General features: G+C 60.1%; 16 protein-coding genes. 12 read left to right on the plus strand and 4 right to left on the minus strand.

What is annotated here, in order from left to right; translation table 11 throughout:
• Positions 1 to 22 precede the first annotated feature (22 nt).
• The 5 genes from SO140_RS14640 to SO140_RS14660 all read left to right on the plus strand — a co-directional run bounded on the left by SO140_RS14640 (position 23) and on the right by SO140_RS14660 (position 12,388).
• On the plus strand, positions 23 to 1,141 hold the full coding sequence (locus tag SO140_RS14640; protein WP_498542756.1) for a glycosyltransferase family 2 protein: 1,119 nt from the start codon (positions 23 to 25) through the stop codon (positions 1,139 to 1,141).
• The gene (locus tag SO140_RS14645) at positions 1,138 to 4,065 is read left to right on the plus strand and encodes a trifunctional glycosyltransferase/class I SAM-dependent methyltransferase/polysaccharide deacetylase (RefSeq protein WP_498542757.1); all 2,928 of its coding nucleotides are present in this window, start codon (positions 1,138 to 1,140) and stop codon (positions 4,063 to 4,065) included. Before SO140_RS14640 ends, SO140_RS14645 begins: the two co-directional genes overlap by 4 nt.
• Positions 4,062 to 5,057, plus strand: coding sequence for a glycosyltransferase family 2 protein (locus tag SO140_RS14650; protein ID WP_498542758.1), 996 nt, complete (start codon positions 4,062 to 4,064; stop codon positions 5,055 to 5,057). Before SO140_RS14645 ends, SO140_RS14650 begins: the two co-directional genes overlap by 4 nt.
• Before the next feature lie 50 nt (positions 5,058 to 5,107).
• Complete coding sequence (locus SO140_RS14655; protein ID WP_449380557.1) at positions 5,108 to 6,865, plus strand: ABC transporter ATP-binding protein; 1,758 nt, start codon at positions 5,108 to 5,110, stop codon at positions 6,863 to 6,865.
• 258 nt (positions 6,866 to 7,123) lie between these two features.
• On the plus strand, positions 7,124 to 12,388 hold the full coding sequence (locus tag SO140_RS14660) for an Ig-like domain-containing protein (protein ID WP_498542759.1): 5,265 nt from the start codon (positions 7,124 to 7,126) through the stop codon (positions 12,386 to 12,388).
• Here the strand turns inward: SO140_RS14660 and SO140_RS14665 are convergent.
• A complete protein-coding gene (locus tag SO140_RS14665; RefSeq protein WP_498540551.1) occupies positions 12,375 to 13,853 on the minus strand; it encodes a lipopolysaccharide biosynthesis protein in 1,479 nt (492 codons plus the stop codon). The genes SO140_RS14660 and SO140_RS14665 overlap by 14 nt on opposite strands.
• A gap of 451 nt (positions 13,854 to 14,304) precedes the next feature.
• Here SO140_RS14665 and SO140_RS14670 point away from each other — a divergent pair, with 451 nt between their 5' ends.
• Entirely contained in the window at positions 14,305 to 15,948 is a 1,644-nt protein-coding gene (locus SO140_RS14670; protein WP_449380554.1) for a hypothetical protein, read from the plus strand.
• Positions 15,905 to 16,405 carry a DCC1-like thiol-disulfide oxidoreductase family protein gene (locus tag SO140_RS14675; RefSeq protein ID WP_449380553.1) on the plus strand — a complete coding sequence of 167 codons (501 nt, stop codon included), beginning with the start codon at positions 15,905 to 15,907 and terminating at the stop codon, positions 16,403 to 16,405. Before SO140_RS14670 ends, SO140_RS14675 begins: the two co-directional genes overlap by 44 nt.
• A gap of 155 nt (positions 16,406 to 16,560) precedes the next feature.
• On the opposite strand, the gene SO140_RS14680 is transcribed toward SO140_RS14675, so the two are convergent.
• Both SO140_RS14680 and SO140_RS14685 read right to left on the minus strand, forming a co-directional pair.
• Entirely contained in the window at positions 16,561 to 17,388 is an 828-nt protein-coding gene (locus SO140_RS14680; protein ID WP_498542760.1) for a glycosyltransferase family protein, read from the minus strand.
• 654 nt (positions 17,389 to 18,042) lie between these two features.
• Positions 18,043 to 18,333: a hypothetical protein gene (locus tag SO140_RS14685; protein WP_449380551.1), complete on the minus strand. Its 291-nt coding sequence runs from the start codon at positions 18,331 to 18,333 to the stop codon at positions 18,043 to 18,045.
• Positions 18,334 to 19,662: 1,329 nt separating this feature from the next.
• On the opposite strand from SO140_RS14685, the gene SO140_RS14690 reads away from it, so the two are divergent.
• The 3 genes from SO140_RS14690 to SO140_RS14700 all read left to right on the plus strand — a co-directional run bounded on the left by SO140_RS14690 (position 19,663) and on the right by SO140_RS14700 (position 22,898).
• Complete coding sequence (locus SO140_RS14690) at positions 19,663 to 20,856, plus strand: acyltransferase family protein (protein ID WP_498542761.1); 1,194 nt, start codon at positions 19,663 to 19,665, stop codon at positions 20,854 to 20,856.
• A 170-nt stretch (positions 20,857 to 21,026) separates the two neighbouring features.
• Positions 21,027 to 21,917, plus strand: coding sequence for an aldose 1-epimerase family protein (locus SO140_RS14695; RefSeq protein WP_498542762.1), 891 nt, complete (start codon positions 21,027 to 21,029; stop codon positions 21,915 to 21,917).
• 255 nt (positions 21,918 to 22,172) lie between these two features.
• Positions 22,173 to 22,898, plus strand: a complete 726-nt coding sequence (locus SO140_RS14700; RefSeq protein WP_449380548.1) for a response regulator — start codon at positions 22,173 to 22,175, stop codon at positions 22,896 to 22,898.
• On the opposite strand, the gene SO140_RS14705 is transcribed toward SO140_RS14700, so the two are convergent.
• Positions 22,895 to 24,052 (minus strand): acyltransferase family protein, encoded by a 1,158-nt coding sequence (locus SO140_RS14705; protein ID WP_498542763.1) that lies wholly within the window; start codon positions 24,050 to 24,052, stop codon positions 22,895 to 22,897. The genes SO140_RS14700 and SO140_RS14705 overlap by 4 nt on opposite strands.
• Before the next feature lie 112 nt (positions 24,053 to 24,164).
• Between SO140_RS14705 and SO140_RS14710 the strand changes: the two genes are divergently transcribed.
• Positions 24,165 to 24,551: a hypothetical protein gene (locus tag SO140_RS14710; RefSeq protein WP_498540555.1), complete on the plus strand. Its 387-nt coding sequence runs from the start codon at positions 24,165 to 24,167 to the stop codon at positions 24,549 to 24,551.
• Positions 24,552 to 24,655: 104 nt separating this feature from the next.
• Positions 24,656 to 25,951, plus strand: coding sequence for a DUF6895 family protein (locus SO140_RS14715; RefSeq protein ID WP_498542764.1), 1,296 nt, complete (start codon positions 24,656 to 24,658; stop codon positions 25,949 to 25,951).
• The last annotated feature ends 187 nt before the right edge of the window (positions 25,952 to 26,138 follow it).

Consider the following 26,138-nt stretch of genomic DNA (forward strand, 5'->3'; position numbering starts at 1 on the left):
AGGCATTGGATTGGGAAGGGGCGTGACGCATGTCTCCGTGGCGTCGGCTTCTGCTGTTGCGGAAACGCCATTGAGCGAAGGCATGACGGTATTTTGGCGTGCCAATCAGCCGATTGGTCATGTTCTGATGCATGAAGGCCGGGTGACGGACTCCAGGATCGAGCATATCGACGATGCGCTTATCTCAGCGATCGACTCCAAGGTGCGAACGCCGACGAAGGCGCGGCTCTCGGCAAGCGTGGTGATCTGCACGCGGGACCGTCCGGACGAGCTGAGCAGATGCTTGCTGTCGCTGCCTCAACAGACCCATCCTCCGCGAGAGATTATTGTGGTGGACAATGCGTCGCGCGATCAGCGGACGCGGGATGTGGCGTTGGCCGCGGGAGTGACCTACGTTCGCGAGGATAGACCCGGTCTGGATATTGCGCGTAATGCCGGCGCGCTCCGGGCAACCGGAGATATCGTCGCCTATACGGACGACGATGTGTTGCTTCACCCGGGTTGGCTGGAGCAACTAACGTGCGCGTTTGACTCTCCCCAGATCGGGGCGGTGACGGGACTGGTGCTTCCGGCGGAGCTTGCAACCGAGGCGCAACGGCACTTCGAGACGTATTGGGGATTTGGCAAGGGCTACTGCGAACAGGATTACGACGGCACAGTCTTCCGATCGCATAGCGACCGAGTTCTTCCGGCATGGGACATTGGCGCTGGAGCGAGCATGGCGTTCAGGCGCGATGTGTTTCAAACCGTCGGACTTTTCGACGAGCGACTGGACGTCGGTCAGGCGGGCTGCTCGGGTGACTCGGAATACTGGTATCGATTGCTCGCGGGTGGCTACACCTGTCGTTACACTCCGGCGTCGGTCGCATTCCATTTTCACCGTAGGACGATGGATGGCCTGGCCAGCCAGATCTATCACTACATGCGTGGTCATGCGGCGGCACTTTTGGTGCAGTATGAGCGAACGGGGATCTCGGCTAATCGGCGTCTGGCCTACTATCAAAAACCTCGCTGGTACCTGTATCGACTGCTCCGGAAAGTCATGGAGGGAGACAGCGTTCGCGACCGCTTCCTGAAGGAGGAGGTGACGGGATATCTCGCCGGATTGCTGTTCTATCATCGCCGAAGGTTTCGAAGATGACGGCCTATCCGTGTACGTCCGTCGTGATTGCAGCCCGCAATGCCGAAGCGACCATTGCTGAAACGCTTGACAGCCTGCTCGCGCAGAGCTTCCCCGACTGGGAGGCTCTCGTCGTGGATGACGGATCGAATGATGGCACGGCCGCGATCATTGCCGAACATGCGGTACGCGATTCTCGCGTTCGCGTTCTGAAGTCTGACGGAGCAGGCGCATCGAGCGCCCGCAACAGGGGAATTTCAAGCGCGCGCGGCGAACGAATACTGTTCCTGGATAGTGACGACTGGATTGATCGATCCTTCCTTGCCCGGATGAATGCTGCGCTGGATCTCGATCACTCGGCGGTGGCCGCCTATTGCAACAGTTGCCGGGTCATGCCTGACGGCAGTGAGACACCCGTTCGCAGCGATCCGACCATCCAGGACGGTGCGTTTGAGCGTTTCGCTCGCACGTGTGCCACGTTCATCCATGCCGTGCTCGTCTTAAAAAGCAATGTCGAAAAGGTCGGCGGCTTTGAGGCAAGCCTCCGCTCGTGCGAAGACTGGGACCTGTGGCAACGGATCGCGCGTTGCGGCGGCAGGTGGATCCATGTCGATGAGAAATTGAGCTATTACCGGACGAGCGACCGTTCGCTGACGCAGGACGTCAAACGTATGCTGGCCGACGCGCGGGTGGTCATTGCGCGCGGATTCTCGAATGATGATCGCGTGAAAGAGCCGGCACCCGCACATCGAGCGGGAGCATCAACTGCATATGGCAGCGCTGCCGCGGCGTACGCGCATTTCGCGCTTTGGTGTGCTGGATTTGATTGCGGCCGCAGGAATGCCTTCGATATTTCGCTGGAACTGCTCAGCCACATTCCGAAGACCGAGACGTCGGCAGACGAAATCACGGCTGTCCTGCTCGATGCCGTCATGGTCGGTGCGAGAACGGTGCCTGCCAAGCTGGCGGACCGGTGGCCGCAATACGGGGAGAGCTTAACCGGTCTCATCTCTGCAATCGGTCGTGCATGGAATGACCCGGCGGCTGGGCGAAAGTGCCAATACAGAATCGAGCGGAAAGTGCTCGACTATGACGACGTTTCGGCGCCCAGGGTCCTCACATTGACGCTCGGTACGCGCGTCGACCTTCGTCATGTCAGCACCATCAGGCCGGTCGGGACCATTGATCGATTGTACGTCTATCTCTGCGACGGCTCTCGCATCCTGACGCTGGTCGATATTGGCGCCCTCGGCACTGTCGGCGGCCGTTTCTGGATCAAGCTGGCTGCCGATGGCCTCGTTCATTTCCAGGTCAAAGACCACATCGGAAGCCTGGTTCAGGCAAAAATCGCACTCCACAAGCGAACCGGACGGGTTCGATCTCTGTTGCGCGATGGCCGAGATACGCACCAAGCGCGGCTGCGTGAGTTGAACTTGCGGGCTTCACGCCAAGCGCGGCCGCTCATCATTTCAGGCATCCCCGATGCCAGCAGCCGGATGCGCGCCGAGAAGTCTCAGGCAACCGTACGCAGGCAATATTGGGAAGACCTCTTCAAGCAGGAAGACCCCTGGAACTACGGTTCGCCGTATGAACAGGAAAAGTACAACCGGCAGCTCGAGCTCCTTCCAGACCGGCCGATGGATCGTGCTCTTGAGCTTGCGTGCGCGGAAGGTCATTTCACGCAGCAATTGGCTCCCAGGGTCAAGCGTCTCCAGGCCGCCGATATTTCGACCAAAGCGCTCGATCGCGCCCGTGCCCGATGCAATGGACATCCGAACATTGAGTTCTCTCAACTGGACTTGTCCGCCGATCCACTCCCGCAGGACATCGATCTGATCATCTGCTCCGAGGTCCTTTACTACCTTAATGACGAGGCGGAACTAGAATCGGTCGCGAGGCGATTGGCGCAGGCGCTGCGTCCTGGCGGTTACCTCGTGGCGGCCCATGCCTTTGTGCTGAAGGACAACATGGCCCGAACGGGGCTCGACTGGGATAGTCCGTATGGAGCGGAGACGATTACGCGGATTATCGGGGGCGTGCCCGGACTTGCGCTGGAGGCCTCGATCGAGACGGAGCTGTACCGCATCGATCGGTTCAGGCGTTTACTCCCGGGCGAATCCATCCCTGAAACACAGGTAAGAGCTGCGGCCGTCAACGCGCCGATCGATGTCGAGGTTGCGCGGTCCATCGTGTGGGGTGGTGCCGTCGCGCGCAGGTTCGACGTCGCGCAATCCGAAAGACGCACGCACGCCCCGGTCCTGATGTACCACAGAATTGCGTTTGAGGGACCAGGTGAACTGGCGCGGTATCGCCTGTCTCCCGATGCGTTCCGGCAACAGATGCTGTGGCTTCGCCGCAATGGCTACCACACGATCAATTCGGACCAGCTCGCTTGGTTCGTGGCCAACAATCATCCGTTCGTCGGCAGGCCGGTGCTGATCACCTTCGACGACGGGTACGCGGATTTTGCCGAGCATGCATGGCCGATCCTGCAGGCAAACGATTTCACGGCAGAGGTGTTCGTTGCGACCGACTTCGTGGGAAAGCGGGCGGAGTGGGATGCACCGTTTGGAGAGCCCGCTTCGCTGCTGGATGCGGCGAGGATTGCCGGGCTTGCCGCCGAGGGCGTGGCCTTTGGCAGCCATTTGGCGAGCCACCCGCGGAGCGAGGAGCTTGCGACCTGGAATCTCGCCGAGGAACTGACGCGATCTCGTGCACAGTTGGAGCAATGGCTTGGGCGCCCCATAACGTCGCTTGCTGCTCCTTTTGGCTCCACTGATCAGCGGCTTGGATTTCTCGCAGCCGAATGTGGTTACAGGACCCTGTACAATACGGTGAGCCGGGCCGCCACACTGAAGGACAATTTATTAGACCTGCCGCGAATTGAGGTCAGAGGCGATTCTACGCTGGACAAATTCGCGTGCGACCTGGAGCAATATCAATGAGCATCGGTGCGCTCCTGGTCAGTGTGGTTATCCCCGCCTTCAATGCCGGTGCAACGATCGACGAGACGCTTCGGAGCGTCAGATCCCAGTCGCACCGGGAGCTGGAAATCATTGTCGTGGACGACGGCTCCACGGATGACACGGTTGCGGTCGTCCAGCGACATCTGGATCTGGATTCTCGAATAGTAATCGTAGAACAGCGTAATGCAGGAGTAGCGGCAGCCCGGAATGCCGGCTGGCAGGCGGCGCGCGCGGACTTCGTCGCGTTCATTGATGCCGATGATCTCTGGACGCCCCGCAAGATCGAGCAGCAGCTTCAGGTCTTGCTTGATGCGGGAAAAAGGACTGGTCTAGTGTACAGCTGGTATGATTGGATCGACGTCGACAGTCGCGTGAGCGCCAGATCCGATCCGGTGTTTCATGCGGGCGAGGTGCTGGACTATCTCTGTCAGGGAAATTTCATCGGCAACGGGAGCTCGGCGCTGGTTCGCCGGGAAGCGCTCATAGCCGCGCGAGGTTTCGAGAGCGGACTCAGGGCATCGGGTGCCGAAGGCTGCGAAGATCTGCTGTTCTATTGCCGCGTCGCGGAGTCGTACCACTTCGCGGTCGTGCCCGAGTACCAGATTGGCTATCGCTATCTCCCGAACAACATGTCGAGCAACATGACCCGGATGTTCCGGTCATGGATGCTGGTCGCGGATGAGATCATGACGCGGCATCCCGGGCGCACGGCGCTACTCGATCAGGGCTTCAGAAACTATGCGCGTTGGCTGCTTCGGAGAGCTCTGACGGGCGGTCAGTTGTGGTACTTCGTTTCAATCCTTGGGCTCCTGTGCAGACGGAATCCCATGCTGGCGCTCAGGGTTTTCGTGCACGATGTGCCACGAGATACCGTCTCGGAGATACGGTGGAAATGGCGCCATCAGCGTCACAGAGCGGTTCGACATCCCCTGTCGTCGTTTGCGATCGGAGATCCAAATCAAACGCTATGACAGAGAACGCAGACAATACGAGAAGATCGAGAGCTGCGCGCAGCGCTGCATTGGTCGAACTGTTCAAGCTGCTCAAGCTTGCTCCGCTGCCCCGTTGGGTGACGCCGACGCTGATCGTTCTTGGCCTGGCTGCATCGTTGGCCGAGACGGTCGGGATCACCCTCGTGCTCCTGTTCTTCTATTTCGCCATGGGGCAGGTGGAACTTGCGACGTCTACCGGCGGCCTGCTGGGCGAGGCGCTCCGGTATGCGGCGAACTGGTTTCACAGCTCGACCGAAACTGCCGTCGTGCTGCTCCTTCTCATCATTGCTCGCGGTGCTCTTTCCTTTGTCAACACACTCATCAGTGCGCGTGTTGGCGAACAGATCAATGAAGCCGCACGCAACCGCGTCCATCTGCAGTATCTCTCGACTTCGTACTCGTTCTTTCAACGCCATGACGAAGCATATCTCATGGAGGTGTTGGGAACTGAGACATGGGTGATTTCTGGAGCATACGCCAGCCTCACCCGCATTATCGTAAGCTCGTGTTCGATCTTTCTGTTCGCGTCCTTTCTGTTGGCGCTCTCGATCAAGGTGACCGTCCTCGCCATCGTTGCCTCGATGCTGGTATCGGCCGGATTGCGTCATCTTTCGTTGCCCATGCAGCAGTTGGGCACCGGCGTGAAGCTGGTTCATCAAAGACTGGGGGAGCACATGCTGATGACGCTCCAGGGTATGCGCACGATCCGCGCATATGGCCAGGAGGAGAGTCACCAGAGGCGATTCGAGCAGGCTTCGACACAGGCGCGACAGGTCGCGCTGCGGCTTGCGCGTCTGTCCGCCCTGGTCTCGCCTCTGACGGAGGTAGGCTATCTTGTCGTGCTGTTTCTCGTCATCGCGTCCGCAGACATGTGGGGAATCGGCTTTGCGACGAGTTTGACCGCGGTTGCGCTGCTCTATCGACTGCAGCCGCATATGCGAGACCTGGAGGGGAACTTGCTGTATATGGCGCAAATCGAGCCTCAGCTTCGGTCGATCCGACACATGCTGTCGACGGATGACAAGGAGTACCCCAAGGCCGGGCACGTCGCCGTGACTGCATTGGACGAAGGCATCTCATTTCGCGACGTGACTTTCCGCTATGATGCCGGAGGCGAAGCCGCTCTTACGGATGTTTCGTTTGACATTCCGGCGGGGAAAACCACTGCGCTCATTGGAGCCAGTGGAGCGGGCAAGACGACGATCGTAAATCTGCTGCTGCGGCTCTATTCGGCCAACGAGGGTGTCATACGGGTTGACGGTCGGCCCATCGAAGACCTTTGCCGGACGGATTGGCTCGGTATGCTCGCGATTGCGGGCCAGGATGTCGATCTGATCGAAGGCACGGTGATCGAGAACGTTCGGATGGCCAAGAACGACGCCACCGAAGAGGAGGTTCTGCAGGCGCTTCGGGTGGCGGGAATTTCAGAGGTCGTCGAGGCCCTGCCCGACAAATACGACACCTGGATAGGGCAGCATGGCCTGCGCTTTTCGGGCGGTCAGCGTCAGCGTCTTGGTCTTGCACGCGCGATTGTGCGCAATCCAAAATTCCTCATCCTTGACGAAGCGATGAGCGCGCTCGATCTGACGCTCGAGGACAGCATTCGACGCGCGATCCAGCTGCACTTCAGGAGTCGAACCTTACTGCTCATAACGCATCGCCTGGAATCCGTACGCGATGCGGATCATGTGGTATGCATCGAGAACGGCCGGGTTCGCGCGGAGGGGCCACCGGCTATAGTGATGGCGAACTCTACGAGCGTGCGCACCAGGAATTTCGCGCGCTGAAGTCGGTCAAATATCGGACGCATAACTCGGTTCCCGAATTGGAACCAAGCGTGTGTTCGGCGTGCGCCCATTGAAGCGACGGGACGGCGCGTGGGTTGAACTTGCCGGTTGCCAAGCAGCGCCGACCTCGCGTGAGTCCGTAGCGCTACGGTGCCTCGGCTGATTCTCACTTCATGCGTCAAATTGTGTGGAATCCCGTAAGCCCCTTTTGATTGTGGGCATAGTTGCGTGTCGCGCAAAGGGGCGCGCGATTCAACCATGACCATTATCAACGGAACTGCAGAAGCCGATATCCTGTTTGGCGGAACCGGAAACGACCTCCTGACCGGAGGAGCAGGCTCGGACACTTTCGTGATCTCGAAAGGGTACGGTTCCGATACCGTCACCGACTTTCAGGCGGGTGCAGGCGGCGACGTGTTGCGGGTGCAGAACTACGGCTTTGCGACGTTTGCCAAATTCGTGGCCGCAGCCAGCCAGGTAGGCGCCGATACCGTCGTAACTCTGTCGTCGACCGAGACGCTTACGCTGCAGAATGTCGCGCTCTCGACCTTGGTTGCAAACAATGTTGCGCTGGATAATCCGCTGCCGGCAAGCGGAACGGCGTGGAATTGGGCAGGTACTGTCCCCGCAGGCAGCACGCTGACGACCGGAGCGACAAATGACGGCATCCAGGCCGGCGGCACGGGCGTCACCCTGATCGGCGGAGCCGGGGACGACACCTACTACGTCTACGACCACAACACCAAGGTCGTCGAGCAGGCCGGCGAGGGGATCGATACGATCCGTGTCTGGAACATCAATGGATACAGTCTCCTCGATGCGCCGAACGTCGAGAACCTCGTCCTGACGGATAGCGTTCCTTCTCCCGCCACCGGCAATGATCTCGACAACATCATTGTCGGCAATGCCGGCGACAACATGATTGACGGCGGGCGGGGCAACGATGTGCTGACCGGTGGGGCCGGTCGCGACACCTTTGTCGTGACCACAGGCAACGGAAACGACATCGTCACCGACTTTCAGGCTGGCGCCGGCGGTGACATCCTGCAACTCAACAACACGGGCTTCAAGACGTTCACCGACGTCACGGCGGCCATGAAGCAGGTCGGCACCGACCTTGTCCTGACGATCCCCAGCGGCGAAACCATAACGCTTGAAAACACCAGCCTCCAGAATCTCACGGCCGCCAATATAAACATCGTCAGTCCCCTGACCGGACTGGTCCAGACCTTCAACGACGACTTCAACACGCTCTCCGCGGGGCAGGATCCCAGCCTGACCTGGCGCACAAGCTATGCCTGGAGCGGAGCAGCAAGCTACGGGCTGGCCGGCGAACAGGAAGTGTACGTCGATCCCAGCTTTTCCGGGCTGCCGGCAACTCAGGCATCAACGTCGCTTGGGCTAAATCCGTTCTCGATTCAGGATGGCCACCTTGTCATCACGGCGCAGCCCTTGCCTGCGAGTGCCACGCCTTATACCGGAAGCGCCATTTTCTCGTCGGGCATGATCTCGACCCAGAACAGCTTCACCCAGACCTACGGCTATTTCGAGATGACGGCCACGCTGCCCAGTACAAGCGGCGCATGGCCGGCGTTTTGGCTGCTGCCCAGCACCACCAACAACCTCAACACGGAAATCGATGTGCTCGAAGCCTTTGGTCAGGATTCTGACCAGTCCCATTGGGCCATTCACTCACCTTATGCGCCCGCGGCGAATGGGGGTTGGGCAAATACAGCCAACCTGACCACTGGAGAACACACGTTCGCGCTCGAATGGACGCCTTATGACCTGACGTTCTTCGTGGACGGGAAGGAGGTCGCACAGCAGGCCACGCCCGCCGACATGAATACGGCGATGTACATGATCGCCAATCTGGCGATGGGCGGGAGCTGGCCAGGCAACGCCGCTGCGGGATCGACGGCCTCGATGACCATCGATTCAATCAAGGCCTATCAATTGCCGGAGTACACGCTTGCGAACTACACCCTTCTCGCGAGTGGCATCCCAAGCAATACGATCGCGGGAAGTGCGGCTGCGGATACGCTGACCGGCACTTCCGGCAATGACCTGATCCGCGGTGCCGGCGGCGCCGATACCATGACCGGCGGTGCCGGCGACGACACCTATGTCGTGACCGATCCGGGTGCGAAGGTTGTCGAAGCCTATGGCGGAGGCGTCGATACGGTCAATTCGTCGGTGACGTACACGCTTTCCAGCTACGTCGAGAATCTGACGCTCACCGGTTCGGCGGCCATCAATGCCACCGGCAATATCGAGTCCAACATCATCATCGGCAATTCCGCGGCGAACGTCATCACCGGCGGACTCGGCAATGATATCCTGACTGGTGGTGGCGGCGCCGATACCTTCGTCATCAACTCCGGCGATGGTTCGGACATCATTACCGACTTCTCGCCTGGATCGGGCGCCGGTCACGATGTCGTCCAGTTGAATGGCTTCGCCTTCACCTCGTTCGCCGACGTGCAGGCGGCAATGAGCCAAGTCGGAGACGATGTGTATCTGAGGCTGACGAGCCAGGATACCCTTGTGTTCCGCAACACGACGGTCTCGGCGTTCACCAGCGACGATTTCCAACTGCCCGCAACGCTGCCCGTCGGCGGGTCGATTACGTCCTGGATCAGCGGGAAGGCGAGCAGCCACACGGTGTACGGCACCGCGGCGAACGACAAGCTCACGGCGGTGAATAGCGATGACACGCTCGTTGGCGGGAACGGCGACGATACCTACGTCATCGGCAATAAGAACCAGAAGATTGTTGAGAATTCCGGTGGCGGCATCGACAGCGTGGAGGCCTGGACGTCGTACACGCTGCCCGCCAACGTCGAAAACCTGACGTTGATGACAGGCGGGTTCGCTGGCGTCGGCAACCAATTGGCAAACCGTATGGCCGGCTCTAGCGGCGACGACGTCCTCGATGGCGCCGGCGGGAATGACTGGCTCTACGGTGGAGCCGGAAACGATACGTTTATTTACAACGCGGGCAGCGGCAACGATACGATCGCGGATTTTCATGTCTCCGCGAGCTCGACTGCCGAACACGACAAGCTGATCCTGAAAGGCTATGACGGCGGTGCCTATTTGACCCACGTGAACGACGTGTGGACCGTTCACTATGCGGGTGGAGCAGATACGCTGCGCATTGCCGGCGTCACCAGCTTGACGTCGGCCGACTATTCATTCGTTTCCGCGACGAATTCGCCCATGGCGATGACGTCTATCGCCGTGCCGACGATCTCGGCGACCAACGACAGCGGCTCGATCGTGGCGGGCCTCGTCAACACAAATCATCTGATTCTCACGGGCCACGCAGAGGCAGGTGTAACCGTCGAGGTGTTCGATGGGACCAATCAGATCGGCACGACGGTCGCCGACGGCAATGGTAGCTGGAGTTTTGCGACCGGAACGCTGGTCGACGGCGCACATGCCTTCGCGGCTGCCGCAGCGGACGGCGTCGGCAATCTCAGCGCGCTCTCGGCCGGGGTCAATGTCACCATCGACACGGTGGCTCCCACCGCGCCCAACGTGGCGTCGTTCTCGCCCGACAGCAATGTCGTCGGCGATGGAGTCACCAATGTCAACCGGGTGAACTTGACTGGAACCGCTGACGCGGGGAGCACCGTGCAGGTCTTCGACGCCGGGACGATGATTGGAACGGCAGTTGCTGATGCCAATGGAGCCTGGTCCTTTGCGACCGGAACATTGATGGATGGCAACCACACCTTTACCGGCAGGGCCGCGGATGCCGCCGGCAATGTCAGCGCTTCCTCGGGCGCGCTGAACGTCATGGTCGATACGCGTGCACCGGTTGCACCTGTCCTGACCTCGGGCATACCCGCCGCTTCGAACGGCATGATCGTCTCCGGCACGGCTGAGGCCGGAAGCACGGTCCGGCTGTATGAGGGCGCGACCTTGCTCGGCACGGGCGTGGCGGCGGTGAGCGGGGCCTGGAGCGTCACCACCGGATCGCTCACGGCAGGCCAGCACAGCTTCACAGCGACGGCAACCGACATCGCCGGCAATTTAAGCCAGCAGTCGGACGCCTTCAGTGCTGCCGTCGGTACAGTGATCGAAGCGGCCGGTGCGACAACGATTACCAAGGTAGGAAGCAATTTCTACCTGTCGACTGCCGGATCATCGGTTCTCTTGAAGAATGGCGGGACGGCGGTTGTCGCGGGGCAGCTTGGCCCATGGGCGCCGGTTGGTGCGGAAGCATCGTCGTCAAACGGCTATCTCGTCGCCTGGAAGATTGCCGCCACCGGCCAGTTTACGATCTGGAACACCGATAGCAACGGCAATTTCGTATCCAACTATCTCAACAAGGTGTCGGGGACGGACCCCACGCTTGAATCGAGTGAGACCCTCTTTCACCAGGATCTCAATGGCGACGGCGTGATCGGCGTTCCCTCGACTGCTACGGCGCAGGCCTCAACCACGACAACAATTGCAGGGACGACGATCGAGGCATCCGGTTCGACCAGTCTGGTTGCCGTCGGCAAGAATTTCTCCTTGGTCTCGATGGCGGCCGGCACCGGACCGACGTTGAAGTCTGGCGGTGTCGCGGTCGTGTCGGGACAGTTCAGCGTCTGGACGCCGGTGGCGGTGGAGCAGACGTCCTCCGGCTATGACGTGGCCTGGAAGATTCCGGCCACCGGCGAATTTTCGGTATGGACCACCGACCGCAATGGCAATTACTTATCGAACCTGCTGAACAAGGTGTCCCCGACCGACCCGTCGCTCAAGGCGATTGAGACGGCGTTTTACCAGGACCTCAACGGCGACGGCGTGATCAATACGCCATCGACCGTCCTCGAGATTTCCGGGAACGTCGTATTGAAGCTCGGCAATATGACGCAGGCTGCGACGATCGACGCGGGCGCCACACTCGAATTGTCCGGCGCAGCTTCCGGATCGATCACCTTCAAGGCTACGACGGGCAATCTGGTGCTGGACCATGCGGCGCAATTTACGGGGACGCTGATCAACCTGACGGGCGACGGCACCGCCGCCAATTCCAACCATCTCGATCTGAAGGACATCGCGTACGGAGCAGGGACGTCGGCGTCCTTTTCGGGCAACACGGCCGGCGGCACGTTGACCGTGGTCGATGCCCAAAATCACACCGCACATATTTCGCTGGTCGGCGACTACACCAAGTCGACCTTCAATCTCTCGAGCGACGGGACAGGAGGCACGCTGGTCATCGATCCTCCGAAAGCCGGCTTTGATTTCGCGTCGGTTCCGGCGTCGCGGCCTCCCGCAATCACACCGGCCGTCACCGTGGTGCGCCTGGAAGGCGACGGATTTGTTTTTGCGCAGTCTGCCGCCTCAAAGGGCACCTATGAGTTCGGTAACGAGGCACTCCATGAATCGACCAGGGTAGCGTCCCTCGTGGAGACAAGTCGCATGGATGTCGACCCCGGCGTTCATCAGGTCGACCTCGTTCATGCGTTGGCCCCGATCGACGCCCATCTGGCGGAAATGCACAATTTCATCCTTCGCTGAAGGATCTTTGGGTCGCTATCCTCTGATAGCCGTTGCGCAACACGCGTCTTGCGAGTGCCCTTTTCCGCGGGAAGAGAATGATGGTCACGAGATATGAGGCATAGGCAAGTGCCAGCAGTGTAGCCAGCCCAGCCAGGGAGTTTCCATCCAGCAACGAGATGGTCGAGATCCTAACGAAGACCGCTGCCACGAGACAACCGATCCAATGCGGACCCGTCGTTTCGATCAAGCTCCTCGTTGTGACGGGGCCCGTGCGACCGACCGACATCGCGTAGAGCGGCAACACGATGGCGCAATTCACCAGCGCATACGCCATGGCAATCCCGAGGGCGCCCCAGGGAAGGCCAACGACGAATGAGGTCACGTTGATCAGGGCGGTCCAAATGCCGAGCCTGAAGTACTCTCGGCCACGGCCTTGACTGAGAAACAGCCAGGTTGCCGTCGCGGTCGCGACCTGGATTAGGCCCGCAAGGCCAAGCCACGAAAAAATCGGGGCTGCACCCACCCAATGCTCTCCAAGCACAAATTTGAAGAGCGGCTCCGACAGCAGGATGGCGAAGACGATGCCGGGCTGACATGCAAGCATGACCAGCGAAAGAACATCCTCGTAGGTGCTCAGATATTTCTCCTTGTCGAAACGAAGGCGCGAAAGCAGAGGGACAATCACCTGGCCGATGGGGTTGTGCAACTGAATGATCGGAAACAGCAACAGCTTATAGGCGCGATCATACAGGCCGAGCTCGTCTCCGCCGCGGAATTTGCCGATGAGAATATTGTCCGCGTTTCTCGAGAAATAGTTGGCCAGATTGAATCCGGAAACGTGCAGGCCAAATCTCGCCAATTGGCGAGTCTCTTTTTCCAAGTGGGGATATCCAGGACGATAGGCCGAACAGGCCCAGATCCCGACTGTCGAAAAGAGCGTCAGAACGAGTGTGGACAGGTAAAGTGCCCAATAATCTCTCAAGATGATCACGGCGACGATCCCTGCCGCTACGGAAGCGGTTGTCGCTACGACATCCAGGATGGCCAAGGCCTTGAACCGGCTCTCTCTGGCGAGCAGCGCGGCGGGAACGGTTGGAAGGCCCGCGATGAAGCTGAGCCCGGCAATTGCGATGGTGAGTTGTTGGAGCCTCGGCTCATCGTAGAGCAGCGCAATCGGATATCCGATCAACCCCAGAACGAGAGCAGATGCCGCGGAGGCGATCACCGACAGCCAAAACAGCGTATCGAGCTGGCCCTTGGTGATTTCCGGGCGCTGAACGATCGCCTGTCCAACACCAAGGTCCTTGAAGAGCCCGACGAACGTTGCTGCGGTCGCAGACATGGCAAGCAGGCCGAAGTCGGACGCCGCGAGATTTCGCGTCGAGACGATGGTCAAGAGAAAGCCGGCGCAGAGTTTCCAGGCTTGCGACCCACCTGTTATCAGGATGTTCGTTGCGGCCCGTGACTTGCTATCTCTGTCCAAACGAGCTCACCCGGCGATATCGAACAGCTCTTGCTCGGCCTTGCATCTGGCGGCAGCAAGAGCTGTCGGCTCTCCATGACGACGGATCAAACCGTTGCAGGTTTTTAGCTTGGCTCTGGTACGAACGGAAGACGGGATCGAGCCGTGCGGAGCGAGCAGGCTCTGAAAACGTTTGTCGCTTGCATCTTTTATGGATGTCCAAACTGATCATGGACAATTGCTCTCAGGTTTACGCTGGCAAAGAAGAGAGGTGGTCACATTAATGCCCGCAGTTCGTCACATTTCAATTCGCAATGGTCAGGTTCCCGCGCGAGGATTGTGAGCACTCCATGCGGAAGACCAAGACTGCATGCGGAAGACCAAGACTGCTCGTGCGAGGCTTGCGCAATCGAAGTGATCCGATAAGGTTCGATCGATTGCAACCGCGCAGTTCCGGGTTCCGAGACAAAGGATGGCGCTCTATTCCGTCGCATCACAGCAAGGGACCCGATCTCGCGTTTCCTCACTCGCGGGACCTCTGTTCCTCCTTGCAATAGCCGTCATTCTCGCTGCGGTGTCGCGGCGCGCCGTCACGCATCTCGCGCGCTGGTCCGATATTTACGCCCTGGTGCTGGTTTGCGCGGCTTTCGCCGGTGCGATCGCCTTCAGTTCAGTTCGTTACCGGGATATCTCGCCGCCATTGCGGATCACCGCCTTCGCGATCGGAATGGCAATCTTCGTGCAATTGCTGTTCGATTCACTGGGGCCCTTCGCTGGTCCCCCCAATATCCTGTTCGGCTCCGGCGAGAAGATTCTGTTCTTCCGCTACGGCGCGGTACTGGCGGTTGTGGCAGGGGGGGCTGCGATTTGGCGTCCTTCATTTCTGCTGCCGCTGCTCTACTATTACCATGCATGGCGCGAGATGGTGAGCGTCGTGTCCGGCATCTTCGTGACCGAGACCGATTATCTCGGGATGCTCGACGTCGGCAACTTCGCCGTCCTTGGTGTGCTCGGCACGATCGTCCTCACCAGCACCTGGGTGATGGATCGCGTGCCATGGCTGCGAACTCTGTTCGCTTCCGCGGATAATGTGAAGCAGCTTCGCGATCGCACCTATGGCTTGATCTGGGCGTGCGCCGTCGGCGCCCATCTCGGCAGCTATTTCTGGTCGGGAATCACGAAGCTGCAAGCCGGTGGCGAGAAGCCGTGGACATGGCTGCTTGCAAATCCCACGCAGACCTCGATCCTGATGGGACTCGAACGTGGCGACGCTCCGCTCGGTCTGTGGCCGGGCGCGTTGCAGTCGATCTGGGACGCGCTCGTCAGCTACCAGCTTCTCTTCAACGTCTTTGTGCTGGGCGCGCAGCTCCTGTCGCCACTGGCTGCGATCTCGACGCGCGTATTGTCGTTCTTCTGTCTGCTGTTCGATGTCTTTCACGTCGGCGTCTACTTCACGCTCGGTGCGCTGTTCTTCTTCTGGATTGCGGTCAACCTGTTCATCGTCGCCGCGGCACGCACGCTGCCGCGCGATGGGTTCACCCCGGCAATGAAGGTGGTGATGGTCGTGACCGTCATCTGCGGCCGATTCTTCTTCTACACCAACTACCTCGGATGGCTGGACGGGCCGAAGCTGGCAAGCCCGCGGTTCTTCGTCGAGACCCGGGATGGTCGCCAGATTCTCGCACCATCCACCTATTTCGGCATCTACTCGTACATGATTGGGACTGGAAGCATGTACATCCCCGAGAACCACTTCCGGGCTCGCGTTGGCGGCAACAACCACGATCTCGCAAGCTGGCACGACGCGACCACCTGCGGCCCGGAGATCATTTCACGTCAGGACACAGGCGTTGCCATGGAGGCGGTGGAAAAATTGGTCCGCGGGACGGATCGTTTTTTCCGTGTCTATCCCTGGGTCAAGGACAACAACAGCTTCTATGTCTATCCGCACCACATGCTCTCCAATCCATGGCTGTACGGCGAATTCAACAAGCTGACCATGGACGACATTGTCGCCTATCATTACGTGGTGGATTCGGTATGCCTCGGCCTGGCGGAAGGGAAGCTTGTGCGTGACGTTCGCAAGCGAACGGACTATCGAATTGACCCAAGATAGCGATGATCAGGTCTGGGTCGTCTATGACGGCGAATGCCCATTATGCAGCCGTTATGTGCTGCTGTACCAGTTGCGGGAGCGGGGTCAGCACGTTCACCTCATCGACGCGCGTTCGGAACATCCGATCGTAGGCGATATCCGCGCGCGCAACCTCGATCTCAATGAGGGCATGGTGGTCCGCTGGCGCGGGCAGTATTACTATGGCGCCGAGGCAATGCATTTGCTGGCGACGCTTGCCGGCGAGGCGACTTACTTCAACCGGCTCAATCGGCTCTTATTCTCCCGACCGCGGCTCGCAAAGGCACTGTATCCGGCGCTCGTGCGCGGAAGGAAACTTCTCCTTCGGCTTCTTGGTCGCAAGCCGATCGGCGAGATCAGATCAGTCCATGCTTCGGAACGGCGGGTGCCGGTCGGTCCTTCCGAAGAAAACATCAAGCACAACGATGCAGCCAGGTGACATCCCATCCACCGGAAGCGGCGGGTTAGGGTTAGAGCATGATCCGGAAAACTGTGAAGCGGTTTTCCCTCGCGACAAACGCGGAACGCGTTTGCGCGGAGATCATGCTCAAAACAATAACCGAAAACGCGATGACGAGGCGTCCCAATCGCGCTTTAGGGGTGTCGCGTTGCGGCCTGGTAGGCCGGGGAGAGGCGCATCAGACCGCAGCTGACAAGATCGTCCGGTGATTGGTAGATCCGGCTTTTCGGATAGGTGAGCTCGAATGACCGATCCTGAGCGAGCCGCTCCGCGTAGCGTTGATACTCGATTGATCCGAGGTAGTAATTCCCCTCGCGGACGGCGATGGCGACCTTGTCTGTGAAGTCGTGGAGGAATTTGAAATGGAGCAGGGCTCCTGTGACGTCGCCTGGCTTGCCGGGCGGTGCCATCAGGTGACCGGCGGCGATATAGCGACGGCCGGGCGACCAACGCGCGAGCGGCACCTTGGTGAGTAGCGGCGGCTGCCAGCGCGTGATGTTGACTGCAGGCAGCAGCCGCGCCAGCCCGTATGGCTCAAGCAATTGTACGAGCGCGTCGTAAAACGCGATCTTCGGCGGCATCGGCTCGTCATAGAACAGCCTCGCTCGCGCACCACCAACCAGGTAGTGCGTCGGAAAGCCGCGCCGACGGCGCTCCACATAGGTATCTGAATCGAAGTAGGGGCAGAATGCGACCAGGCTTTCACCGGCGCGGTAGCGCTCCGGGCCGCCGAGCCAGCGTGGATACATATCGACCATCTCCGCCGTCATGCAATCCGCGCCGGTGCTCTCCAGGTAGCGGCACAACCGTCGAAGATCAAAATTTTCGTAGCCCGGATAGACAAAGAGCTCGTCGGCGTCGAGCGTCAGCCCCCAGCGTCCTGGCGCAAATTGGTCGAGCACAGCGCTGGTCCAACGCGCGCCACCACTTGATTCTGCAAATGGCTCGCGGATCTCGAACACGTGAACATCCGGCTGATCGAGCAGGAATTCTCGCGTGCCGTCATCCGAACGATCATCGATTGCGAGGAAACGTCCGATCCCGAGCCCGCGATGGTGGCGCAGGAAATCGGGTAGCCGCAGCATCTCGTTGCGGAATTTGCCGACCGCCAAAATCTCATCAGCGCCGATATCGAGCGGCCGGGTATCAAGCCGGTGAACAACGGGATCGGGACGTTGCTTCGACCGCAATCGTGTTGGCATCGAGAGAGCGACAGCAGTCTGGTCTGTTCCGATGGACCCTTGCAGTGTGTCCCGTGCGCTGCCGCGGCGTACTGCTGCTCTCGCCAGCAATTCCATTTTGGGTCCTCCAGCCAATCAAACACACATTGAAGTAATCATGAGACAGGACACGATAAAGACGGCGAAGATAGGTGCCGAGGACGATCTTGTTCATAGGTCCATGGCGAGACACAAATGCGCGGTTGGTCTGCACAATGCAGGATATCAGTGACGACTTGGCGCATGGCGTGCAGCCAGCGTCAACGAAACGGTCAGCGGAAATGGGAACTATGACTGGGTCTGCACGCGCGCGATGAAGCAGATTGAATTTCATCCAACAGCACATCGCGACAAGGTACGATGCTGCAACTGCATACATCGCAGACGGTGATTGGGTTAGAATGCGACTCGTGATCCAGGCAATGGCGGGGATGCCTCCGACTGCACATGATCGAGGACCGAGAGGTTCGCGACGAGCAGACGCGTCAGCAGGCTCGCGAAATAGATGACTTGCATCACCACCGCACTGATGACGAATGCTGTCACGCCGGTTGCCAAGCCCTGCTGCGCGCCCAAAAACCAGGCTGGAACCAGGATGAGCATGGTTGCGGGAATAAGGGTGAACGCGCGAAAAAAGCGTCCCAAAAGAAGACCCGCCACGCCGCTTGCTACTATCAGCAAGACCAAAATTCGTCCCTCCTGCGTTTACGCCAGCGATGCCCTGGACACGGATGTCGTCGCATTCCAACCACAGAACTGCTGGAAAGATACCACTTTCCGGTTGCGCCTGCTAGAGCACCTGATCCGGAAAAGTGTGTAGCGGATTTCCGAAAAGATCATGCTCAACCAATAACCTAAGCGCCACGACGATTCCTCCTAATCTCATCGCGCTTTAGTCAATTGGTAGGTTCCAGCTCCCTCGAAAATGGACGGCGGCCCACTTTTCGTCGAACGTCTTCAGCCGCTTACCAAGCTGAATATGCAGACGGCATTGAAGTCTTTCTCGGTCCGAAAGCGCTATGCGGTCTATTCGTGCTCGGTTCCATTATTGTCCCGATGCGCGTCGGCTGCCGCATGGCATGTCACCCACCGCGTTCAGCCGCAATCTGGCTGAGTTAGGGGGAACAAAAAAAGTTCCATACGCAAGTGATGTTGGATGCGGCGATCGGTGCAAACCGGTACTGCATCGCAGAAAGCATTGCTTCCTCGGTTGTCTGCATCGCTTGAACTGTCGTCCGGCACCACGATGCTTCCCCCGCACGAGCCCGGCGAGCCCGAGTCTAGATTGGCAAAGGGCGAACGCAGAGACGGCAAGAGGCTTTTGGTCGGACCGACGAAGGTCGAGCGGCCTAGCCCTCATGCCTGCGGTGGTGCTGGAGGAGTGCGACCAGTTCCTGGAGGCTCTGTTCGATGTTTGCGGCCTGCAAAGATCCAGCATCAGGCTCTGGCCGATGAGTCTGGACCAGATGCAAGTTTGCGGCCGAAGGCCTCGCAGGCTTAGCTGGCTTTGGCTCGTGAATGGATATTTCCTGAAAGGAGCGCGTGATATCGTGGTTCGACCGCTGCCTTTTTGGCATTGGCGGTTCGGGCGCAGCATGTCGCGCCCTCGCGCTTTCGTCCGGGGATTGCCTGGGTCTGAGGGTAGGCGAAATGTAGGGCTGGAATTTCAGGTGTTCTGTGTGTCGTTTGCGGGAGATCAGCTCGCGCGTGCCGTAGCCGGCAGCGAAGCCAATCGCGAGCAGAACAAATATGATAATGAGCCCTACCATCGACTATACGCGCGCTCTCACGATTCTGCCCCAAAGCCAGCCTGCTGTCGTCTATTTCCTGTAATTGACTATTTGAAGGCACGTCGTTTGCCGTGTCTGTGTTGGGCTGCGATCAATCGTGGCCTGATGCGGCTTGATGTGTCAGCGCTGTCGATCGACAGACCATTCAATCTGTCCGGCATCGTTAAGTAGCAAATCGCGAAATGCCGAGATTCCGATCTTGTTGTTACAGTCTCCAGGTTCCACCATGGTAGAAAGCGGCGCCCAGAAGATCGGAGCCGTCAACGGCCTTCGCGGACTCGCCATCATGATGGTGGTCGTCTTTCACCTGTTTGTTCCGTTTACATCCAGCACGCCGTCGTTCCCCGGTGAGCTTGATCCGAATGGCCTTTTTGCCATTATCGCGAAGCACGGATTCTTGGGCGTAAATATGTTTTTTGTGCTCTCTGGATTCGTTCTGTACCTTCCATATCGCACAAAAAAGAGAGCCATCTCTCGTCTGGCAGACTTCTCGGATTTCTATTGGCACCGCGCGGCCCGGTTGTTTCCGCTTTACTACATCGTCGTCCTCGTGACGGTTGCACTCCATTCGAAGTCACCTGCTGGATCGCACGCCTGGTATCTGGAGCTCGGCGGACTTCTATCGACCCTTTTCATTTTTGTGCCTCACGGGTTTATGCCTCCCTCCAATCCCGTGTTGTGGTCCGTTGCTGTTGAAATCTGGTTTAGCCTCTTGTTTCCTGTGCTGGTCCTTCTGATCGCGCGGTGGAGCCTCGGAAGGCTGCTGCTGTTGAGCGTGGTCGTGTGCTCAGCCTTCGTGGTCGTCGGCCATCTCATCGCGGTCGATCGGGTTGGCGTATTTCGTCCGTTTGTGGGCGGCATCTTCGGGTCGTGCTACCAGTTCGTTTTCGGAATGTTGGTTTGCGATCTTTACGTCAAGTCCAGGGACAGCGTTTCGCTCGGGCGAGCCTACTCTCGCGTGCTTCTGCCCGGGGTCCTGCTGATGATTGCCGCCATATATATCAAGGATAACGGCCCCTGGGCCTTGAGCATTCACTACGCGACGATGTTCTGCGCCGGGTTTTCCATGGTATTGCTTGCGGTCCTGTCTGGAGCGTGGTCCGTAAATCGCGTGTTCGAGGGGCGGGCGATTCAAGTCGTCGGATGCATGTGCTACAGCATCTATGCGTGGCATTCGTCCATCATGGTTGAAATGATCCCGCCCGATACTTCCTCGTTGAAAGACACGCTTCGATTGTCGTTGCCATATCTGGCGATAATGATCGCCCTAAGTGCTCTGAGCTATCGCTATATTGAATTTGGCCGTCAGCGGGATTGGAGGGCCTTGTTCTTGTTGCGCAGTTCAAAGTCCAACGGGCTTGCTGGCGCCCAGGTATCCAGTCGCGATCATGCCGAGTCCAGGCCCGTTGCATCGTCCTGAAGGACCTTGCTCTGACACCCCGCATGCCAGCGGCGCACCAGGTCCGGGCTGTCCAGGTTGCATCGATGAGTTTTGCACAGACAGTCCGTGTGCGCGGTTGCGCCCAGCCATGGCGTCGCCACGCAAGTTCGCGCTAGTCTCAGACCAGAGCTTCTCGGGGATAAAGGGCTATGAACGAAGACATTCACGTGATTCGAAGCGGCGCGCTGACAGCGGCGATCAAGGCGCAAGGCGCCGAGCTGTGCTCGCTCAAGCACGAGACCGGCATCGAGTTCATCTGGCAGGCGGGTGCTGAATGGCCGCGCCATGCGCCGCTGCTGTTTCCGATCGTCGGCCGGCTCAGGAACGATGAGCTCCGCTATGGCGGCAAGACCTATCGCCTGACCCAGCATGGCTTCGCGCGCGACCGGCGTTTCACCTGGCTCGAGCGATCGTCATCGCGGTGTGTGCTCGAGCTCACCGACGACGCGGCGACACGCGCGCTCTATCCCTTTGCCTTCCGGCTGACCGCGACCTGCACGCTCGACGACGCCGGTCTCGACCTCGCTTTCACGATCGCCAATACCGGCGAGGACATCTTGCCGGCCTCGCTCGGTGGCCATCCCGCGTTCAACTGGCCTCTCGAACCTGATATGCCGAAGGAGCGTTATGTGCTCGCCTTCGCGCAGGACGAGCCGCATCCCGTCCGCCGGCTCGAAGGTGGGCTGCTGCGTGAAGCGACGGAGCCGAGCCCGGTCCGCGACAAGGTGCTCGGCCTGTCCGAATCCCTGTTCGCCGCAGACGCGGTGATCTTCGACCACCCCAACAGCACCTCGGTCCGCTATGCGGCCGGGCAGGCGGCATCTCGGGGGCCTTGGGTGGAGATGTCCTGGAGCGGTTTCCGCGAACTTGGCGTTTGGTCCAAGCCAACGGGCGCGCCGTTTCTCTGCATCGAGCCATGGCGCGGCACTGCGAGTCCCGCGGACTTCGATGGTGCGTTCGATGAGAAGCCGGGTCTGATGCATATCGCGCCCGGCGCGCAAGAGACGCTGTCGTTCCGGATCCGGGTTGGGATCACGTAGACAAGCGAGGCCGGACCGGCCCGAGCGGACGGCGCTGCGCTTTGCGCCAGGGATTCGCGCGGCGGTGTTCTCTCATCGCCGATATTGTTTGCGCACGCCGAGGCGCGTACTATCGCGTTATGTTCGCTGGGGCTTTCGAATGCATTGTGAATGAAGGTTCGCATCGCGACGCATTGCGTTGCGCGCGCATCTGCGCGGCTGGCTCCTGCGTGCACCGTTTCGATGACGTCGAACGTTCAGGGAAGGGCTGACGCCATGGCCGGCTCCGTATCCGAGGACTTGCGTCGCACAGACCGCATCGTCGTCGTCGAGGACGATCCGGTGACGCGTGCCATGCTGGTTGGCTATTTCAGCGAGAACAATTTCAACGTGGTCGGCGCCGGCTCCTGCGCGGAATGCCGTCAGGCACTACGCGTCCGCACTGATCTCGTCTTCCTCGACGTCCAGCTGCCCGACGGCGACGGTTTTGAGCTTGCCAAGGAGATCCAGGCGCTCAGCAATGCTGGCATCATCTTCGTCACGCGCCGCGACACCGACGTCGATCGCATCCTCGGGCTCGAGATCGCCGGCGATCATTACGTGACCAAGCCGATCAACCTGCGCGACCTGCTTGCGCGGGCGCGCAGCGTACTGCGGCGGCGCTCGATCGATCGCAAGGCGGCGCGCAACCATAACTCAATTGCTTTTGGGGATTGGATCATCGATCTGATGCGCCGGGAACTGATGGACGGCGACAGCAAGCCGGTTGCACTCACCCGCGCCGAGTTCGATCTGCTTGCCGCCCTCGTCGGCGCCGACGGCCGGCCGCTGAGCCGCGACTACCTCATCGAGGTCGTCAGCAACCGGCAGACCGAGGTCGATGTGCGCACGGTCGATGCGCTGGTGGCGCGGCTGCGCCGCAAGCTGATCGGCAGCGGAACGCCCGTGATCGCAACTGTCACCGGCGTCGGCTACAAGCTCGCGATCAGCGAACGGCTCTAGGCCGCGCTTCGCGCCGCGATGACGCCGATTCCCGGTGAATGTTCGGCGGATGAGGCGGTGAGGCGGTGCGCCAGCTTCTGCGCGCGCCGTTCGATGAGTCGCCACGTCGCAAGCGACAAGACATAGGCGATCAGCGCGGTACACGCATAAGCCAGCAACAGCGAGGCAAGTCCGTCCGCCAGCGGCCAGAGATGGCGCAGGCCGTAGATGACGGCGAAATGTGACAGGTAGATTGAGTAGGAGTTGCGCCCCAGCGCCTCGATCGGGGCCCAGCGAATCGCAAAGCGAATGCAGCCGAAGACGAGGACGCCGAGCACGAGGTTGATCATGAGATAGTTGAACTCGTGCGATCCGCTCGCCCGGTTGGCCACGAAGGACGATGCGATGAGAACCGCAAACAACCCGGCGTCGGATTTTGCAAATCCGTCTCGCAGGCCGAAGAACAGCGCGCAACCGGTTAGGAACACCGGAAGCTGGTTGAGGAAACCCAGGTGCAGCGCGTTCCAGACGAACGCCTCGTGGCCAGGCCCGTAATAGGCCGTGAAGAACGCATAGGCCAACGGCTTGAAGGCGCAGACATTGACCAGATGCAGGATGATCGCGAGCACGAGATAGAGCTGGCGGCGTGACCCGAAGGCTGCGATGAGATGCGGAAAGAGGAGATAGAACGTCATCTCCGCGGCGATCGACCAGTCGCCCGGCACGACGCTGTTGATGCTGTCCGGCCAGAAGCCGTGCAGGAAGGTGGCGGTCAGGGCAACCTGCACGGGCCCGATCCCGTTGGGTGCATCGTAGCTCGGGCCGGTGCCATCGACGGCGAGATAGAGCGGAATGGCGAGCCAGAACAGCGGCGCGATGCGCAGGAAGCGCCGGATGTAGAATTTGCGCGTCGGATCGCTTTCGCCGGCGCGCTGCGTCCACATCAGGCACATCGTCATCGCGCTGACGAAATAGAACACGTTGACCCCGACCCAGCCGGAGCCGAACGCGAAATCGACGATCCGTATGCCGGAGGGAAAAGACTGCGAGACGTGGATCGCCATCACGCCGGCGATGGCCAGGCCGCGCAGGACGTCAAGAGTGTGCGAACGTTCGAAGGGCAGCGCTGCGCTCGCTCCGCTCCGGCTGCCGATGGTCCCGACCTGGCTCTGCACGCGCGCTCCGACGTATTTGGATTTCCGTTGGCGACATCGCACGTATACCGGCGGTTGTGCAGGTCCTGAACTGAAAGTTTTTGTTTACGTTAACCGTTCCTGCGCGCACGAAATGAAACCGTGTTCTGGTTGTTCTCAACTGTTTTTGAAATGTAAGGTAGCTCACACCACCGGGCCGGCAGATCGGGCCATCTTTTGCAGCGTCGACGGCGGCAGGCTTTGCCGCGGCATCGATCCACACCAGCTCATGGAGGCAACATTGAGCCACGCTGCAGACAAGGAAGAGATCGTCCGCAAATTCCTGGCATCGCGCGCGTTCGACTTCGCCGCGTTCGGAAAGTTCGTCGCCGAAAACGGCGCAAGCCTCGCCAGCGGCCGTGACGGCGAATTCGGTTTCGTCATTGGTCACCGCGTCATCCGCTACTGCATTCCGCCACAGGTGGAGGTGACCGAAGAGATCGATCCGTCCGTTGTCCGTAATGAGGTCACGGGCCGCTGAGGCAGGCGGTGGTCGGCGCGAAGGCGATGTGTTTCGTCCATCCGTTGGCCGCCGATGCCGCCCTCTTCCACAAGGGGAGAAGGGAAACCGTATGTGAGACGGACATGCAGCACCCACAGGAAGGCAAGGTCGTGCTGGATCACAAACGCGACGTCGACCTTACGCAGGATCTGGAATTTCGCCAGGACCTCCGGCGACGTTTGCGGCTGGCGATCCGAATTGCCGCGCGCACCGTCCAATTCCTCGGCGAGGAAGGCTTTGACGGCTCGGATCTGCCGGAGGGCAATTTCGCCGCAGAGAAGCCGCTCGCGGAAACGGCCATGCTGCTCCACGTCGCCGGCCGGCACGCCTCGCATCCCGGCATTCACCACGCGATCGACGCGTTGCTTGGCGAACTCTTGCCCTACGCCCGGTCGCAGCAGATGCACTGGGACGTCGCGCGCTATCCGTCGGTCTGCCTTCAGCTCGCGACCCCGCATATCATCCTGAGCACGTTCGGTCATCCCGACGACGCCTTCGACGCGCTGCTCGCGCAAAGCTGGTCGGCGTCCGCGCGCCCCGGCCATGAGGTGGTGCCCTATCGCGAGCTCGAGATCGGCTGGCTGTTGTCGCTTTGGCTCGACGATCCGCCCGGGCCCGACTTCGCGCAAATCGCGCGCAAGACCGCGCTCGGCAATCCGATCGATCTGCTCAACGGCACGCGCGAGGATGCCTACGCGCACACCCACGCGGTGATGTATTTCACCGATTTCGGCAATTGGCGGCCAAGGCTGCCGCGGCCGCGCGAAGAATTCCTTGATGAATCGGCGACCGTGCTCGCCCGCGCGCTGGTAATCGAGGACTATGATCTTGCGGCCGAAGTGCTGATGGCCTGGCCGTTGCTCGCCTCCGCCTGGAGCCCTGCCGCCGCGTTCGGCTTCCGTGTCGTGGCTTCGCTCGAGGACAAGGTCGGCTTCCTGCCGGCGGGACGATCGGCGGCGAGCCAGCTTTTGCGCCTGAGCGGTCACGACAAGACGAAATGCGCGCTCGCGACGTCCTATCACACGGCTTACGTCATGGGCATGCTCTGCGCGATTGCGCTCAAGGTGGGCGTGGCCTCGCCGTTCGCGATCGCTGGCCCGTGCTATCCGGACACGCTCGCGGCAGACCTCCACGCGCGCATTCCGAAGACAGGCGCGCATTGGGAAGAGGTGTTCGAGCGCCTCGAGGCGAACGAGCAGGCCGCGCTCGCTCCCTTCCTGCTCGACGTCGCGCTGATGCAGGCGAGCCGCCGGAGCGATGCCGCCGAGATGGCCGATCTGCTTCGTCTCGCCGTCACCCACGGCATGGCCAACACGACGCTATGCGCCCAGGTCGCCGAATTCTTAGGCCGGCTCGGTGCGCTCGTCGGCGGACGCTAGAGCATGATCCGGAAAAGTGCGCAGCGGTTCTCCCTCGCGACAAACGCGGAACGCGTTTGCGCGGAGATCATGCTCAAGCAATAGCCCAAAGCGCGATGACGATTCATGCCAATCTCATCGCGCTTTAGTCTTACTGTGTCATAAAATCATCCGCACGGTACGTCTTTGGATGAGAGCAGTACAGCAC

This window comes from Bradyrhizobium sp. UFLA05-108 (genome assembly GCF_059803455.1).